The organism is Streptosporangium nondiastaticum, from assembly GCF_003011965.1.
Classification (GTDB): domain Bacteria; phylum Actinomycetota; class Actinomycetes; order Streptomycetales; family Streptomycetaceae; genus Streptomyces; species Streptomyces nondiastaticus.
In genome coordinates, this window is the sequence record NZ_PXWG01000154.1 from 1 (window position 1) to 15777 (window position 15777).

The following is a 15777-nucleotide window of genomic DNA, read 5'->3' on the forward strand; positions in this document are numbered from 1 at the left end:
CGCACGCGCCGCCGGGGGCCGGGGACCCGGGCGGGCCTGCGACGGAGGCGGCTGCGCCTGCGGGGGCGGCTGCGCTTGTGGAGGCCGGTGTGTCTGTAGAGGCTGCAGAGGCGGGCGGGGCGCGCCGCCCCCGCCGGTGGCGGGTGCTGGCCGGTGCAGTCCTCCTGCCGGCGGTGCCGGCGGCCGTCCTGCTCTACCTGCTCGGCGTGATCCCTCCGTCCGGCGGCGGTGGCGAGGAGCCTCCGGCCGCCACGCGCTCCGCCCGCCCGGACGCCGGGCAGGCTGCCGTCCCGCCGGGCTTCACCGGCACCTGGAGCGGCAGTGTCGTCACGGGCAACGGCCTCGCCAACGGCACCATGTCCAGCGTGATCGCCGGCGGCGGCAAGGGCGACTACGTGATCCGTACGACCTATGACGTGCTCGGGACCGTGCAGTGCCACAGCAAGGCGAAGCTCCTCTCCTCGACCGCCGACCGGCTCGTGCTGGAGGAGAGCACCGACGGGGAGCGGGGCGCCCTCTGCACGAGCGCGACCGCCACGGTCACCTACCGACTCGCCCCGGACGGGAAGATCCGTTTCGCTTCCGACGACGCCGGGGGCGGCAAACCCACCGCGACGCTCGCCCGCACCGGTTGACCGCCCACCCCCCGGCCCGTCAGGGCCCTGGCGTAGGCTGACGGTCGTGTCAAACCCCCTCCGAAGGGACGCCCCGGTGAGCGAGAAGGCCGAACTCACGCCCATGGATGTGACCGCGGTCCTCGACCGTGCCGCCGCCGGTGGCCGCATCACCCCGGAGGAGGCGCTCGACCTCTACCGGCACGCTCCGCTGCACGCCCTGGGCGCCGCCGCGGACGCCGCCCGGCGCCGCCGCTACGCGGGCATCGAGCACATCGCCACGTACATCATCGAGCGCAACATCAACTACACGAACTCGTGCGTCACGGCGTGCAAGTTCTGCGCCTTCTTCGCCCCGCCGAAGAGCGACAAGGTCTGGACGCGCCCCCTCGACGACATCCTGCGCCGCTGCGCGGAGACCGTGGAGCTCGGCGGCACGCAGATCATGTTCCAGGGCGGCCACCACCCGGACTACGGCGTGGAGTACTACGAGGAGCACTTCTCGGCCATCAAGAAGGAGTTCCCGCAGCTGGTGATCCACTCCCTCGGCGCGTCCGAGGTGGAGCACATGTCGCGGATCTCCGGCGTGAGCGCCGAAGAGGCGATCCGCCGCATCCACGCCGCCGGCCTGGACTCCTTCGCGGGCGCCGGCGCCGAACTCCTGCCGGCCCGGCCGCGCAAGGCCATCGCGCCGCTGAAGGAGTCCGGCGAGCGCTGGCTGGAGATCATGGAGCTGGCGCACACCCTGGGCGTCGAGTCGACCTCCACCATGCTCATGGGCACCGGCGAGACGAACGCCGAGCGCATCGAGCACCTGCGCATGATCCGCGACGTGCAGGACCGCACGGGCGGCTTCCGCGCCTTCATCCCGTACACCTACCAGCCGCAGAACAACGTGCTGAAGGGCCGTACGCAGGCGACCGTCTTCGAGTACCTGCGGATGATCGCCGTCGCCCGGCTCTTCCTCGACAACGTCGCCCACATCCAGGGCTCCTGGCTGACCGTCGGCAAGGAGGCGGGCCAGCTCTCGCTGCACTACGGCGCGGACGACCTGGGCTCGGTGATGCTGGAGGAGAACGTCGTCTCCTCGGCCGGCGCCAAGCACCGCTCCAACCGCATGGAGCTCATCGACCTGATCCGCAAGGCGGGCCGGGTGCCGGCGCAGCGCGCCACGACGTACGAGCACCTGCTCGTGCACGACGACCCGGCGAACGACCCGGTCGACGACCGCGTCGTCTCGCACCTGTCGTCGACGGCGATCGAGGGCGGCACGGCGCATCCCGAGCTGAAGCTCATCGACGCGAGCTGACGCCGCCTTGCTGACGCTGCACACGGCCGGTCTGCTGCTGACCGCCGCCCCGGGCGCGGCTCCCGTGCCCGGCGGCGCCGTGGTCGTGGACGGCGACAGGATCGCGGCGACCGGCCCGTACGAGGACGTGGCCGCGGCGTTCCCGCAGGCGCGGGTGCGGCGCTGGCCGGGGGTGCTGACGCCGGGGCTGCGGCAGTGGCACACGGCGTGGCTGCTGAAGGAGGCCTACTACCCGGATCCGCGCGAGTACGACGAGCTCGGGGACCGGCCGCTCACCGGCGAGCGGAAGGCGGCGCTGGAGATGACCGGGACCCGCCGGGCGGGCAGCGTCCGGCGGGGGCTGCAGCAGATGCTGCGCCACGGGACGACGGCGGTGGCCGCGATGGGGACCTTCGAGGATCCGGTGCTGTCGGCGGCGGTCGCCCGGTCGGGGCTGCGGGTCGTGCCGGCCCTGCTCGCGCCGGGGATCCTGGTCGGCGAGCCGAGCCTCGACCCCTTCCAGGAGGGCCGGGACCTGCCCGGCTCCGTGGCGGAGCCCCTCGCCGTCGGCGGCCGCGCCGACCTCGCCGTCTTCGACGTGCCGGACGAGGCCGCCCTGCTGGAGGCGGGCGCGGCCACCTGCGTGGCGACGGTGCTCGCCGGCCGGCTGGTGTACCGGCGCCGCTGAGCGCAGGCCCTGCGGCCTCCGCCGCCGGCGGGGCGCCCCGCACCGGCGTCAACGAGCCGTATGGAGGGCGTTCCCGCACGTCAGAAGCCCATCAATGCGGAGGGCTGCGGTCCGTTCGGCGCGGCAGGATGAGTGCCGCGGGGACGGCCGCTACGGGCGTCCCGCGGTGTCACTGTGGAGGGCCCTGGCAACGGTTTCGGTACGCCGGGCCGCAAGGGCGCGCGACGCCGGGCGGGGGGTCCGGCGGTCCCGGGGAGCGGGGGCTCCCGGGACGAGCGCAGTCGGCACCGCGGGACGGCCGGTCCTTCCCGGGCGCGCCGTCCCCGTCCAGCCCACTGCCTCCCGGCCCGCTGCCTCCCAACCCTCTGCGTCCCCTCCGGCCCCGGGGGTGAACAATGGGGGCGTGACCCGAGCATCCCTGGACAAGCAGCCGCACGAAGTCGCCGCGATGTTCGACGACGTGGCGGCCAAATACGACCTCACCAACGACGTGCTGTCGCTCGGCCAGGCCCGTCTGTGGCGCAAGGCCGTCGCCCGGGCCGTCGGCGCCCGCCCGGGCGAGAAGGTGCTGGACCTCGCGGCCGGCACGGGCACCTCGTCGATGCCGTTCGTCGTCGACGGTGCGTACGTCGTCCCCTGCGACTTCTCCGTCGGCATGCTGCGCGAGGGCAAGAAGCGCAACCCGTGGATGCTGCTGACCGCCGGTGACGCGACGCGCCTGCCCTTCGCGGACGGCGTGTTCGACGCCGTCACGATCTCCTTCGGGCTGCGCAACGTGCAGGACACCGGCGCGGCGCTGCGCGAGATGCTGCGGGTCACCCGGCCCGGCGGCCGCGTGGTGATCTGCGAGTTCTCGACGCCCACCTGGGCGCCGTTCCGCACGGTCTACACCGAGTACCTGATGCGCGCCCTGCCGCCCGTCGCGCGGGCCGTCAGCAGCAGCCCCGACGCGTACGTGTACCTCGCCGAGTCGATCCGCGCCTGGCCGGACCAGCCGGCGCTCGCCGGGCTGCTGCAGGAGGCGGGCTGGTCGAAGGTCGCGTGGCGCAACCTGACCGGCGGCGTCGTCGCCCTGCACCGGGGGACGAAGGCGGCGGGCTGAGCCATCGCCCCCGGGGGTGACCGGCGGGGCCGCTCCGGGTCCCGCCGGCGTCCGACGGATTGTCATGGGCAGGGCGTCAACGGTCGATACGATCAAGGTCCCCGCCCTCCGTACGACCGTCCCGAGCCCCGGAGCGCCTCATGAACGCCTGTTCGCACTGCAGTACCCCGTTCGTCCGGGAGGACGCGCACTTCTGCATGAAGTGCGGCCGGCCGCGGACGTACAAGGCGGCCGCTCCCGGACAGTTCACCATCACCCCCGCCCCGGGGCCCTTCGGGTTCGCCACCACGCCCCGCCGCCCCGGCGTGCTCAAGTGGGTGGGGGTCGCAGTGGCGGTCTGCGTGCTCGGCGGGGCGGTGGTGGGCGGCGTGCTGCTGTCGCAGCACAAGAAGGACGGCGGCAAGCAGCACACCCTCGGCATCGACGACGAGACGCCCACGGCACCGGCCGCGCCCCCGGCGAAGCCGAGCGTCCCGGTCAGCCCGTCGCCCTCCGCGTCCCCCTCGCCGTCCGGGTCCCCCTCCGCGTCGGCCTCCGCCTCGCCCTCGCCTTCGGATTCCATGTCGGCCTCCCCGTCGGCGTCCGGCCCGGAGTCCTCGGAGCCTGCCACCAGCGGCTACGAGAAGGTGACCGCTCCGGAGGGGTTCGCCCTTGAGGTGCCCAAGGGGTGGCGCCGGGAGGACAAGGGCAGCGGCCAGATCGACTACACCGGCAGCACGGGCCCCGAGCACCTGCGGATCGGCATCGTGCGCGACGCGAAGCAGTCCCCGTACGACCACTTCAAGGAGCTGGAGAAGGGCGGGGAGGGACAGAACGGCTACCGGCGGGTGTCGATGACGCGGAACACCTTCCAGGGCCGGCCGGGCGCCCTGTGGGAGTGGACCTGGACAGAGAAGGCCACCGGCCGCACCATGCACGCCTACAACCAGGCGTACGTGGACGCCTCGGGCACCGAGTACGCCATCATGTTCGCCGGCCGGGACGAAGGGGACGCCACGCGCAAGCCCTTCGACACGGCGCTCGGCTCCTGGCAGGCCGGCGCGCGGGCCTCCGGCTGACGCTCCGCCGGGAGTGGCGTGGAGGAGCAGCCCCCGCCCGGCGCCGGGCGGGCGGCTCATAGACTCGGGTGACCAGTCCTCAGCCGAACCGGGAGAGCCGACCGTGACCGATACCGAACACTCCGCGGATGTGATCGTCGTCGGGGCCGGCCCGGCCGGGTCGACCACCGCGTACTACCTCGCCAAGGCCGGACTGGACGTCCTCCTGCTGGAGAAGACGGCGTTCCCGCGCGAGAAGGTGTGCGGCGACGGCCTGACCCCGCGCGCCACCAAGCAGCTCGTGTCGATGGGCATCGACATCTCCGAGGAGGCGGGCTGGCTGCGCAACAAGGGCCTGCGCATCATCGGCGGCGGCGTCCGGCTCCAGCTCGACTGGCCGGACCTCGCCTCCTTCCCGGACTACGGACTGGTCCGCAAGCGCGACGACTTCGACGAGCAGCTCGCCCGCAACGCGGTCAAGGCCGGCGCCCGGATGTACGAGCGCTGCAACGTGGGCGCGCCCGTCATCGACGACCGCACGGGCCGCATCGTGGGCGTCGAGGCGAAGCTCGGCGAGGAGAAGACGCCGGTCACCTTCCGCGCCCCGCTCGTCGTCGCCGCCGACGGCAACTCCTCCCGGCTGTCGCTGGGCATGGGCCTGCACCGCCGCGAGGACCGCCCCATGGGCGTGGCCGTGCGCACGTACTTCACCTCCCCACGCCACGACGACGACTACCTGGAGTCCTGGCTGGAGCTGTGGGACCGGCGCGGCCCGAAGGACCGGCTGCTGCCCGGCTACGGCTGGATCTTCGGCATGGGCGACGGCACGAGCAACGTCGGCCTCGGCGTCCTCAACACCTCGGAGTCCTTCAAGGAGCTGGACTGGCGCGAGGTCCTCAAGGCGTGGTGCGCCTCGATGCCCGAGGACTGGGGCTACACCCCGGAGAACATGACCGGCCCGATCCGCGGCGCGGCCCTCCCCATGGCCTTCAACCGCCAGCCGCACTACACGCGCGGCCTGCTGCTGGTCGGCGACGCGGGCGGGCTCGTGAACCCGTTCAACGGCGAGGGCATCGCGTACGCCATGGAGTCCGGGCAGATCGCCGCGGACGTCATCGTGCAGGCGCACGCGCGCGCCTCGTACGCGCAGCGCGAGCTGGCCCTGCAGCGCTACCCGAAGGTCCTCAAGGACACCTACGGCGGCTACTACACGCTCGGCCGGGCGTTCGTGAAGCTCATCGGCAACCCGAAGGTCATGAAGATCGGTGCCCAGCACGGCCTGACGCACCCGCTGCTGATGAAGTTCACGCTGAAGATGCTGGCCAACCTGACGGACCCGACGGGCGGCGACGCGATGGACCGCATCATCAACGGGCTGAGCCGGGTGGCGCCGAAGGCGTGACGGCGGCGGGAAGGGCCTGCCCTGCGTGGACTGACGCTCAGCCCACCCCGTCGAGCAGCGCCTGCCCCAGCGGCGTCAGCGTGTGATGCACGGACGGCCCGTTGCGGCGGGTGGTGAGGAGGCCCGCCTCCCGCAGGACGGTCGCGTGCTCGCTCGCCGAGGCCGGGGAGACCCCGGCGCGGCGGGCGAGCTGCGCCGTGCTGCCGCCGTCCGCGGCCGCGTCCAGCACGCGGGCGCGGGTGCGCCCGAGCAGTGCGGTCAGCCGCGCGAGGTCGCCGGAGCCGCGCCCGGCGGGGCCGGTGAGCACCGTCTGGTAGGCGGTGAGGTCGAGGGCGACGGGGTAGCAGAGGTCGATGGGCGCCTCGTCGTCCGCGCTGTGGGCCCGCGCCGTGGGGTGCGGCCAGAAGAACGAGGGCGTGAGGGTCAGGCCCCGGCCCGCCAGGAACACGTCGTGGAAGTCCCGGTGGAAGCCCTCGTTGTGCATGCAGGGCACGTGCAGCACGGGCGACTCCCAGCGCACGGTGGGGTGCAGGGTGGCCAGGAGGTGCTCGACGCCCTGCTCCGCGGCGGTGCGGATGCGGCGCGTGCGGTCGGCCTGCACGCAGGCGGTCACCTGCGACCAGTAGGGCGCGAGGGCCGTGTCGTAGTACGAGCGGAAGGCCTGGTCGACGGTGCGGGCGGCCGGCCGGTCCGCGGTGTGCAGGTCGCCGAACCACTGGGGCACGGGGCGGTGGTCCAGCGCGCACTCCAGCTCGGCCGTCCAGACCTTCTGCGGCAGGGCCCACACGGACTCCAGGCTCTCGGCGAGCGTGGTGGCGCCGTCCTCGGCGTGCAGGAACGCCTCCGGGAGGTATTCGCCCATGCCGGCCGGGGCGAGCTCCAGCAGGGGCCGCATGAGGGGGCTCAGGCCGCGCTGGGTGCGCTGCCGCCAGCCGTCGAGGGCGATCCCGCCCATCCAGCGGTTCTGCAGCACGGGCAGGCTCAGCGCCGCCTCCGCCAGGGGGTCCGGGCCGGGCGTGAGGCGCACCCTGCCGAGGTCGTCCGGGCCGAAGTGGATGCGGAGCACGACGACCGACGGTAGCGCGGGGACGCCCGCGCGGGGAACCTCCGCGCAGAGCCTCGCGCGGGGTCTTCGCGAGGCGTCTTCGCCCGGGGCTTCGGAGGGGGCTTCGTACGGGAGCGTCGCGCGGCGTCCGGATTCGGCCCCCGCCGAAGGGCTTTGTCCCGCCGGTGACGGTGCTTGCAGACTTCACATACCGGGACGGGCGCTTCTCCAGCGGCTCGGAGGGCCCGTCCCGGTACGGGGGAGGCCGGGGACGCGTCCTGTGGGAGACGGGGGTCGCAGGGCGTCCGGCCGGCAGCCGCGCCGCGGGCCGTGCGGGGGACACGGCCGCCGGCGGGCATGCCGAAGGGCCGCCGTCCCGAGCGGTGGGACGGCGGCCCTTCGTACGTCTTCCGGCGTCCTGGGTTACAGGACGCGGACCGCGCCGGTGGGCGGGGAGTAGCTCATGTCGCGCTCGACGATGCCCGTGCTCGGGTTCTGCGCGCCGATGAACTTGCCGCCGCCGACGTACACGGCCACGTGGTACGCGCTGCCCGCGGGGCCCCAGTACAGGATGTCGCCGACCTGCAGGTTGCTCAGCGAGACCGCGGTGCCGGCCGTCGACTGGTCCTGCGAGACGCGCGGCAGGCTGATGCCGATCTGGTTGTAGGCCGCCATGACCAGGCCGGAGCAGTCGTACGAGGACGGGCCGGTGGAGCCCATCACGTACGCCTTGCCGAGCTGGGCCTCCAGGAAGGAGACCAGGGTGGCGGAGGAGCCGGTGGCGCCCTTCGAGGAGGAAGAGGCGGCGCCGGCCGCGTCCTCGGAGGTCTGGGCGGCGGACTTGGTGCTGAGGCTCTTGCGCTCGGTGGCGCGGGAGGCGCGGTCGGCCTCCTCCTTCTCGCGCTTCTCCTTGGCGGCGGCGGCCTTGCGCTCCGCCTCGGCCTTGCGCTCGGCCTCGTCGGCGGCCTTCTTGGCGGCGGCCTCGACCTTGCTGGTCGCCTCGTCCTGCTGCGCGCGGTCCTGGAAGTCGAAGGACGTCTGCTGGGTGGCCGCCGCGCTCTGCGCGATGGACGTGGCCAGGGCCGCGTTGACCGCGGGCATCTCGACGGTCGCCTCGACGGGCTTCTCGGCGGCGGTGGCGGAACCGGCGCCGGCCACGGCCAGGGTGCTGAGGACGCCACCGGCAACACCAGTGCGGACGACCCACGACTGGGTGGCCGTACGACGGGGCTTCCGGTGGCTGGTTATGTGCGCGTTGGGGGACATGGGACAACGGACTATCAGTCCGCGCAGGTTGAGTTCAATAAAGGTGACGTGCGTCACAATTGACGTGCACGCGCCCAGAATTCGGGCATTTGATCACGGGAACATCACGGCGGCCGATCACCCGTGGACCCCTATCAGCCGCCTCAGCATGGGGTTTTGGCCATCGGTCATGATCGGCGATGGTCATATCACCATCACGGTTCGCGTGTCGAGGCTACCCACGAAATCCGGCCCTTGAACCTCCTGGCGCGTGGCGCAGCTCACGTCCCGGGCGTCCCGTGCGAGCCCTCGTGAACGAAGGCGCCGGCGACGCCCCGCGGGCGACGCGGGGTCAGTGGACGGCCGCCCCATATCAGTTGACGGCGGCACATGCCAATTTGCGTGCGCGGCACGCCTCTTGATAAAGCGCCACCCCTCCGACCAGGCGCGGGGCGGCCGAATGTCACCCCTGGTGATCACTTGTGCGCTTCGTGTACGAAGATCGCCGCTCATCCGACTTGATGATCGTTCGTCAGGTGGTGGAGATCACAAACGCGGGTGTGTACCCCGTGTCGCAGATCACAGACCGACGGGCATAGGATGCAATCGACCCGGGCTTGTGAACTGCCTCACATATCGGCGATCTTCGCGGTGATCTCCGGTGGCCCGCAGGGGCGGTCCGCCCGGCCGGGTTGGTTGAGCCGGCAGTCAGCGTCGACTGGAAGGAGCGAGGAGCGGTGAACGCCTACGCGCCCATCCTCGTACTGGGAGCCCTCGGGGCAGGCTTCGCGATCTTCTCCGTGGTCATGGCCTCGATCGTCGGGCCCAAGAGGTACAACCGCGCCAAGCTCGAGGCCTACGAGTGCGGTATCGAGCCCACTCCGCAGCCCGCGGGCGGCGGGCGCTTCCCGATCAAGTACTACCTGACGGCGATGCTCTTCATCGTCTTCGACATCGAGATCGTCTTCCTCTACCCCTGGGCCGTCACCTTCGACGCCCTGGGTCTGTTCGGGCTCGTGGAGATGCTGCTCTTCGTGCTCACCGTCTTCGTCGCCTACGCCTACGTCTGGCGCCGCGGCGGCCTGGAATGGGACTAGGGGGCACCACATGGGACTCGAGGAGAAGCTGCCCAGCGGCTTCGCGCTGACCACCGTCGAACAGGCCGCCGGCTGGGTCCGCAAGTCGTCCGTCTTCCCGGCGACCTTCGGCCTGGCCTGCTGCGCCATCGAGATGATGACCACCGGCGCCGGCCGCTACGACCTGGCCCGCTTCGGCATGGAGGTCTTCCGCGGCTCGCCCCGCCAGGCCGATCTGATGATCGTCGCCGGCCGGGTCAGCCAGAAGATGGCCCCCGTCCTGCGCCAGGTCTACGACCAGATGCCCAACCCCAAGTGGGTGATCTCCATGGGCGTCTGCGCCTCCAGCGGAGGCATGTTCAACAACTACGCGATCGTCCAGGGCGTCGACCACATCGTCCCGGTCGACATCTACCTGCCCGGCTGCCCGCCGCGCCCCGAGATGCTGATGGACGCGATCCTGAAGCTGCACCGGAAGATCCAGGGCGAGAAGCTCGGGCCGCACCGCGAGAAGGCCGAGCGCGAGGCGGAGGACGCCGCCCTGAAGGCCCTGCCCCTGATCGAGATGAAGGGGCTGCTGCGATGAGCGGACCCACGGCCGGCGGGGAGCCCGGCGCCAACGGCGTGAACCCCGACAAGGACCTGAACGCCCAGAACCTCCCGGGCCAGCGCGGCGATCACGGCGAGGCCATCCGCGTCCAGCGCGGCATGTTCGGCGCCCGCAACGGCGGCGACACCTCCGGCTACGGCGGCCTGGTGCGCACCGTCCGCCTGCCCGGCGAGGCCACCCGACCCTACGGCGGCTACTTCGACGAGGTGGCGGACGAACTGGAGGGCGCCCTGGAGGAACAGGGCCTCCTGCCGGAGAGCGCCATCGAGAAGACCGTCGTCGACCGCGGCGAGCTCACGTTCCACATCGCCCGCGAGCACCTGCCGCGCGTCGCCCGCACCCTCCGCGACGACCCCGCGCTCCGCTTCGAGCTGTGCACGGGCGTGAGCGGAGTGCACTTCCCCGGAGACAAGGGCCGCGAGCTGCACGCGGTCTACCACCTGCGCTCGATCACCCACAACCGGCTGATCCGGCTGGAGGTGAGCGTCCCCGACGCCGACCCGCACCTGCCGTCGCTCGTGGACGTCTACCCCACCAACGACTGGCACGAGCGCGAGGCCTACGACTTCTTCGGCCTCGTCTTCGACGGCCACCCCGCGCTCACGCGGATCATGATGCCGGACGACTGGCAGGGCTTCCCGCAGCGCAAGGACTACCCCCTCGGCGGCATCCCCGTCGAGTACAAGGGCGCCCGCATCCCGGCTCCGGACGAGCGGAGGTCGTACAGCTGATGAGCGCATCACCGGCAAGCCCGCGCGAGACCACCGAAGGCACCGTCTACACCGTCACCGGCGGCGACTGGGACGAGCTGGCGGCGGAGGCGAAACAGGCCGACGACGAACGCATCATCGTCAACATGGGCCCGCAGCACCCGTCCACCCACGGAGTGCTCCGCCTGATCCTGGAGATCGACGGCGAGACCGTCACCGAGGCCCGCTGCGGCATCGGCTATCTGCACACCGGCATCGAGAAGAACCTCGAATACCGGACGTGGACGCAGGGCACCACCTTCGTCACGCGCATGGACTACCTGACGCCGTTCTTCAACGAGACGGCGTACTGCCTGGGCGTGGAGAAGCTGCTGGGCATCGAGGAGCAGATCCCCGACCGCGCCTCGGTCATCCGCGTCCTGCTGATGGAGCTGAACCGAATCTCCTCGCACCTGGTGTGCATCGCCACCGGTGGCATGGAGCTCGGCGCCACCACGATCATGATCTACGGCTTCCGGGACCGCGAGCTCGTCCTCGACATCTACGAGCTGATCACCGGCCTGCGCATGAACCACGCCTACGTCCGCCCCGGCGGCCTCGCGCAGGACCTGCCGCCCGGCGCCGTGGACCAGGTGCGCGCCTTCGTGAAGAAGATGCGCAAGAACCTGCCGGAGTACGACAAGCTCGCCACCGGCAACCCCATCTTCAAGGGCCGCCTCCAGGACATCGGCCACCTCGACCTGGCCGGCTGCATGGCCCTCGGCGCGACCGGCCCCATCCTGCGCGCCACCGGCCTCCCGCACGACCTGCGCAAGTCCCAGCCCTACTGCGGCTACGACACCTACGACTTCGAGGTGCCGACCGCCGACACCTGCGACGCGTACGGGCGCTTCCTCATCCGCATCGAGGAGATGCACCAGTCCCTGCGGATCGTCGAGCAGTGCCTGGACCGGCTGGCGCCCGGCCCGGTCATGGTCGCGGACAAGAAGATCGCCTGGCCCGCGCAGCTGGCCCTCGGCCCCGACGGCCTCGGCAACTCCCTCGACCACATCAAGAAGATCATGGGCACCTCCATGGAGGCCCTGATCCACCACTTCAAGCTGGTCACGGAGGGCTTCCGGGTGCCGCCCGGCCAGGTCTACGCCGCGGTCGAGTCGCCCAAGGGCGAGCTGGGCGTGCACGTCGTCAGCGACGGCGGCACGCGTCCGTACCGCGTCCACTTCCGCGATCCGTCCTTCACCAACCTGCAGTCCATGGCGGCGATGTGCGAGGGCGGCCAGGTGGCCGACGTGATCGTCGCGGTGGCGTCCATCGACCCTGTGATGGGAGGCGTCGACCGGTGAGCCATGACGTACAGCTGGGGATGCCTTCGCTCCCCGCGCCCGACTATCCCGCGGAGGTGCGGGAGCGGCTGGCGGCCGACGCCAAGGAGGTGATCGACCGCTATCCCGACAGCCGGAGCGCCCTGCTGCCGCTGCTCCACCTCGTCCAGGCCGAGGAGGGGCACGTCACCCGGACCGGCATGCGCTTCTGCGCCGAGACGCTCGGCCTGACCATCGCCGAGGTCACGGCGGTCGCCACCTTCTACACGATGTACCGGCGCGAGCCGGGCGGCGAGTACCAGGTGGGGGTGTGCACCAACACCCTGTGCGCGGTCATGGGCGGCGACGCGATCTTCGAGGGCCTGCGCCGGCACCTCGGCGTCGACAACGGCGGCACCACCCCCGACGGCAAGGTCACCCTCGAACACGTCGAGTGCAACGCCGCCTGCGACTTCGCGCCTGTGGTGATGGTCAACTGGGAGTTCTTCGACAACCAGACCGTCGAGAGCGCCAAGGCCCTCGTCGACGACCTGCGCGCGGGCCGCCCCGCCGAGCCCACCCGCGGCGCCCCGCTCTGCACCTTCCGGGAGACCTCCCGGATCCTCGCCGGCTTCCCCGACCCCCGCCCGGGCGCGGTCGAGGCGAGCGGCGGCGCGGGCCCGGCCTCCCTGGCGGGGCTGCGGCTGGCCAAGGGCGAGCACGCGCCCCGCGTCGGCCCGCCCCGCAGCGCCCCGGTGCAGGACGAGGGCCCCGCACCGCATCACGAGGAGGGGGAGGGATGACCATGGCACCAGCGATGGGGGAGACGAGCCCGGAGAAGCTGCTCGCCCCCGTGCTCTCCGCGTTCTGGGACGAGCCGCGCTCCTGGATGCTGGAGACCTACCTGCGCCACGACGGCTACCAGGGCGCGCGCAAGGCCCTCGCGATGGCCCCCGACGACGTGATCGCCTACGTGAAGGACTCGGGCCTGCGCGGCCGCGGCGGCGCGGGCTTCCCGACGGGCATGAAGTGGCAGTTCATCCCGCAGGGCGACGGCAAGCCGCACTACCTCGTGGTCAACGCGGACGAGTCCGAGCCGGGCGCCTGCAAGGACATCCCGCTGCTCTTCGCCGCGCCGCACACCCTCATCGAGGGCATCGTGATCGCCTGCCACGCGATCCGCTCCAACCGTGCCTTCGTCTACCTGCGCGGCGAGGTCGTCCCCGTGCTGCGCCGGCTGCACGAGGCCGTGCGCGAGGCCTACGCCGCGGGCTACCTCGGCACGAACGTCCTCGGCTCCGGGCTGGACCTGGAGCTGACCGTGCACGCGGGCGCGGGCGCGTACATCTGCGGCGAGGAGACCGCCCTCCTCGACTCGCTCGAAGGCCGCCGCGGCCAGCCCCGGCTCCGGCCCCCCTTCCCCGCGGTCGCCGGCCTCTACGCCTGCCCCACTGTCGTGAACAACGTCGAGTCCATCGCGTCGGTTCCCGCGATCCTCCACCGGGGCAAGGAGTGGTTCCGCTCGATGGGCACCGACAAGTGCCCCGGCTTCACGCTCTATTCGCTCTCCGGGCACGTCGCGAACCCCGGCCAGTACGAGGGCCCCATGGGCATCACGCTGCGCCAGCTGCTCGACATGAGCGGCGGCATGCGGCCCGGCCACCGGCTGAAGTTCTGGACGCCGGGCGGCTCGTCCAGCCCCATGTTCACCCCCGAACACCTCGACGTCCCGCTGGACTTCGACAGCGTCGGCGCGGCCGGCTCGCTGCTGGGCACCAAGTCGCTGCAGTGCTTCGACGAGACGACGTGCGTGGTGCGCGCGGTCACCCGCTGGACGGAGTTCTACGCGCACGAGTCGTGCGGCAAGTGCACGCCCTGCCGCGAAGGCACGTACTGGCTCGTCCAGCTGCTGCGCGACATCGAGGCCGGCAAGGGCCGCAAGGCCGACCTCGACAAGCTCGCCGACATCTCCGACAACATCAACGGCAAGTCGTTCTGCGCCCTCGGCGACGGCGCCGCGGCGCCCATCCTCTCCTCGCTGCAGCACTTCCGCGCGGAGTACGAGCAGCACATCACGGGCAAGGGCTGCCCCTTCGACCCGTCGAAGTCGACCCTGTGGGCCGACGGCCCGCAGAACTTCCCCCTGGAGGTGAACGCGTGACGGTCACGACGTCTGCCCCCTCCGGAGGAGGGGGCGCGAAGCCGCCGCCGGAGGACCTCGTCTCCCTCACCATCGATGGCGCCGCGATCTCCGTCCCCAAGGGGACGCTGGTCATCCGCGCCGCGGAGCTGCTGGGCATCGAGATCCCCCGCTTCTGCGACCACCCGCTGCTCGATCCGGCCGGCGCCTGCCGGCAGTGCATCGTGGAGGTGGAGGGCCAGCGCAAGCCGATGGCGTCCTGCACCATCACCTGCACCGACGGCATGGTCGTCCGGACGCAGCTGACCTCGCCCGTCGCGGAGAAGGCGCAGCGCGGCGTGATGGAGCTGCTGCTGATCAACCACCCGCTGGACTGCCCGGTCTGCGACAAGGGCGGCGAGTGCCCCCTGCAGAACCAGGCGATGTCGGCGGGGCAGGCGGACAGCCGCTTCGAGGGCCGCAAGCGGACCTTCGAGAAGCCCGTGCCCATCTCCCCGCAGGTGCTGCTGGACCGCGAGCGGTGCGTGCTGTGCGCGCGCTGCACCCGCTTCTCGCAGCAGATCGCGGGCGACCCGATGATCGAGCTGCTGGAGCGCGGCGCGCTGCAGCAGGTCGGCACGGGCGAGGGCGTGCCCTTCGAGTCGTACTTCTCGGGCAACACCATCCAGATCTGCCCGGTGGGGGCGCTGACCTCGGCGGCGTACCGCTTCCGCTCGCGCCCGTTCGACCTGGTGTCGTCGCCGGCGGTGTGCGAGCACTGCGCGGGCGGCTGCGCGCTGCGCACGGACCACCGGCGCGGCAAGGTGATGCGCCGCCTGGCCGCCGACGACCCGGAGGTCAACGAGGAGTGGGTGTGCGACAAGGGCCGTTTCGCGTTCCGCTACGCGCAGCGGCCGGAGCGCTTCGCCCACCCGCTCGTGCGGAACGCGGAGGGCGTCCTCGCGCCCGCGAGCTGGCCGGAGGCGCTGGAGGCGGCGGCCCGCGGGCTGGCGGCGGCGCGCGGCAGGGCGGGTGTCCTGACCGGTGGCCGGCTGACGGTCGAGGACGCGTACGCGTACGCCAAGTTCGCGCGCGTGGCGCTCGACACGCACGACGTCGACTTCCGGGCCCGGGTGCACAGCGGTGAGGAGGCCGACTTCCTGGCCGCCCGCGTCGCCGGGCGCGGCCGGGATCTCGACGGCAGCGGGCTGACGTACGCGGCGCTGGAGAAGGCCCCGGCGGTGCTGCTGGTGGGCTTCGAGGCGGAGGAGGAGGCGCCCGGCGTCTTCCTGCGGCTGCGCAAGGCCTGGCGCAAGCACGGGCAGCGCGTCTTCGCGCTGGCCACGCACGCCACCCGCGGCCTGGAGAAGGCCGGGGGGACGCTCCTGCCGGCCGCGCCGGGCACCGAGAGCGAGTGGCTGCGGGCGCTGGCCGGCGGCACCGAGCTGGACGACGGAGGGCGGGCCGCGGCCGAGGCACTGCGCGCCGGCGGCGCCGTGATCGTCGTCGGCGAGCGGCTCGCGGGCGTGCCCGGCGCGCT

General features: G+C 72.3%; 15 protein-coding genes. 13 read left to right on the top strand and 2 right to left on the bottom strand.

The features are described 5' to 3' along the window. Positions 1-89 precede the first annotated feature (89 nt). The 6 genes from B7P34_RS31085 (at position 90) to B7P34_RS31110 (ending at position 6131) form a co-directional block, all read left to right on the top strand. Entirely contained in the window at positions 90-635 is a 546-nt protein-coding gene (locus B7P34_RS31085) for a hypothetical protein (RefSeq protein WP_146166978.1), read from the top strand. Positions 636-711: 76 nt separating this feature from the next. Continuing rightward, positions 712-1923: a cyclic dehypoxanthinyl futalosine synthase gene (mqnC, locus tag B7P34_RS31090; RefSeq protein ID WP_106681531.1), complete on the top strand. Its 1212-nt coding sequence runs from the start codon at positions 712-714 to the stop codon at positions 1921-1923. Positions 1924-1930: 7 nt separating this feature from the next. Then, positions 1931-2590: an amidohydrolase family protein gene (locus tag B7P34_RS31095; RefSeq protein ID WP_106681532.1), complete on the top strand. Its 660-nt coding sequence runs from the start codon at positions 1931-1933 to the stop codon at positions 2588-2590. 403 nt (positions 2591-2993) lie between these two features. Beyond that, a complete protein-coding gene (locus B7P34_RS31100; protein ID WP_106681533.1) occupies positions 2994-3692 on the top strand; it encodes a demethylmenaquinone methyltransferase in 699 nt (232 codons plus the stop codon). A 140-nt stretch (positions 3693-3832) separates the two neighbouring features. Then, a complete protein-coding gene (locus tag B7P34_RS31105) occupies positions 3833-4750 on the top strand; it encodes a zinc ribbon domain-containing protein (protein WP_106681534.1) in 918 nt (305 codons plus the stop codon). 103 nt (positions 4751-4853) lie between these two features. Continuing rightward, positions 4854-6131 carry a geranylgeranyl reductase family protein gene (locus tag B7P34_RS31110; protein WP_106681535.1) on the top strand — a complete coding sequence of 426 codons (1278 nt, stop codon included), beginning with the start codon at positions 4854-4856 and terminating at the stop codon, positions 6129-6131. Between the two features lie 37 nt (positions 6132-6168). Here B7P34_RS31110 and B7P34_RS31115 read toward each other — a convergent pair whose 3' ends face one another. Next, positions 6169-7197, bottom strand: coding sequence for a winged helix-turn-helix domain-containing protein (locus tag B7P34_RS31115; RefSeq protein WP_106681536.1), 1029 nt, complete (start codon positions 7195-7197; stop codon positions 6169-6171). A gap of 402 nt (positions 7198-7599) precedes the next feature. Further along, entirely contained in the window at positions 7600-8442 is an 843-nt protein-coding gene (locus B7P34_RS31120; protein ID WP_106681537.1) for a C40 family peptidase, read from the bottom strand. A gap of 716 nt (positions 8443-9158) precedes the next feature. On the opposite strand from B7P34_RS31120, the gene B7P34_RS31125 reads away from it, so the two are divergent. The 7 genes from B7P34_RS31125 to B7P34_RS31155 all read left to right on the top strand — a co-directional run. Further along, entirely contained in the window at positions 9159-9518 is a 360-nt protein-coding gene (locus B7P34_RS31125; RefSeq protein WP_030368484.1) for an NADH-quinone oxidoreductase subunit A, read from the top strand. 10 nt (positions 9519-9528) lie between these two features. Beyond that, positions 9529-10083, top strand: a complete 555-nt coding sequence (locus B7P34_RS31130) for a NuoB/complex I 20 kDa subunit family protein (RefSeq protein ID WP_106681538.1) — start codon at positions 9529-9531, stop codon at positions 10081-10083. Continuing rightward, complete coding sequence (locus B7P34_RS31135) at positions 10080-10838, top strand: NADH-quinone oxidoreductase subunit C (protein WP_106681539.1); 759 nt, start codon at positions 10080-10082, stop codon at positions 10836-10838. Before B7P34_RS31130 ends, B7P34_RS31135 begins: the two co-directional genes overlap by 4 nt. Further along, complete coding sequence (locus B7P34_RS31140; protein ID WP_106681540.1) at positions 10838-12160, top strand: NADH-quinone oxidoreductase subunit D; 1323 nt, start codon at positions 10838-10840, stop codon at positions 12158-12160. Before B7P34_RS31135 ends, B7P34_RS31140 begins: the two co-directional genes overlap by 1 nt. 20 nt (positions 12161-12180) lie before the next feature. Next, a complete protein-coding gene (nuoE, locus tag B7P34_RS31145; RefSeq protein ID WP_106681541.1) occupies positions 12181-12921 on the top strand; it encodes an NADH-quinone oxidoreductase subunit NuoE in 741 nt (246 codons plus the stop codon). Continuing rightward, the gene (gene nuoF, locus B7P34_RS31150) at positions 12918-14279 is read left to right on the top strand and encodes an NADH-quinone oxidoreductase subunit NuoF (RefSeq protein WP_106681542.1); all 1362 of its coding nucleotides are present in this window, start codon (positions 12918-12920) and stop codon (positions 14277-14279) included. The genes nuoE and nuoF overlap by 4 nt, the downstream gene beginning before the upstream one ends. Beyond that, a partial coding sequence (locus tag B7P34_RS31155) for an NADH-quinone oxidoreductase subunit G (protein WP_146166979.1) occupies positions 14276-15777 on the top strand: 1502 nt, incomplete at its 3' end. The genes nuoF and B7P34_RS31155, both read left to right, overlap by 4 nt.

What these genes read in the sequence shown, in the direction of transcription:
- B7P34_RS31105 (WP_106681534.1), top strand. Translation starts at nt 3,833, where the DNA reads ATGAACGCCTGTTCGCACTGCAGTACCCCGTTCGTCCGGGAGGACGCG.
- B7P34_RS31120 (WP_106681537.1), bottom strand. Translation starts at nt 8,442, where the DNA reads ATGTCCCCCAACGCGCACATAACCAGCCACCGGAAGCCCCGTCGTACG.
- B7P34_RS31130 (WP_106681538.1), top strand. Translation starts at nt 9,529, where the DNA reads ATGGGACTCGAGGAGAAGCTGCCCAGCGGCTTCGCGCTGACCACCGTC.
- B7P34_RS31135 (WP_106681539.1), top strand. Translation starts at nt 10,080, where the DNA reads ATGAGCGGACCCACGGCCGGCGGGGAGCCCGGCGCCAACGGCGTGAAC.
- B7P34_RS31140 (WP_106681540.1), top strand. Translation starts at nt 10,838, where the DNA reads ATGAGCGCATCACCGGCAAGCCCGCGCGAGACCACCGAAGGCACCGTC.
- nuoE (WP_106681541.1), top strand. Translation starts at nt 12,181, where the DNA reads ATGCCTTCGCTCCCCGCGCCCGACTATCCCGCGGAGGTGCGGGAGCGG.
- nuoF (WP_106681542.1), top strand. Translation starts at nt 12,918, where the DNA reads ATGACCATGGCACCAGCGATGGGGGAGACGAGCCCGGAGAAGCTGCTC.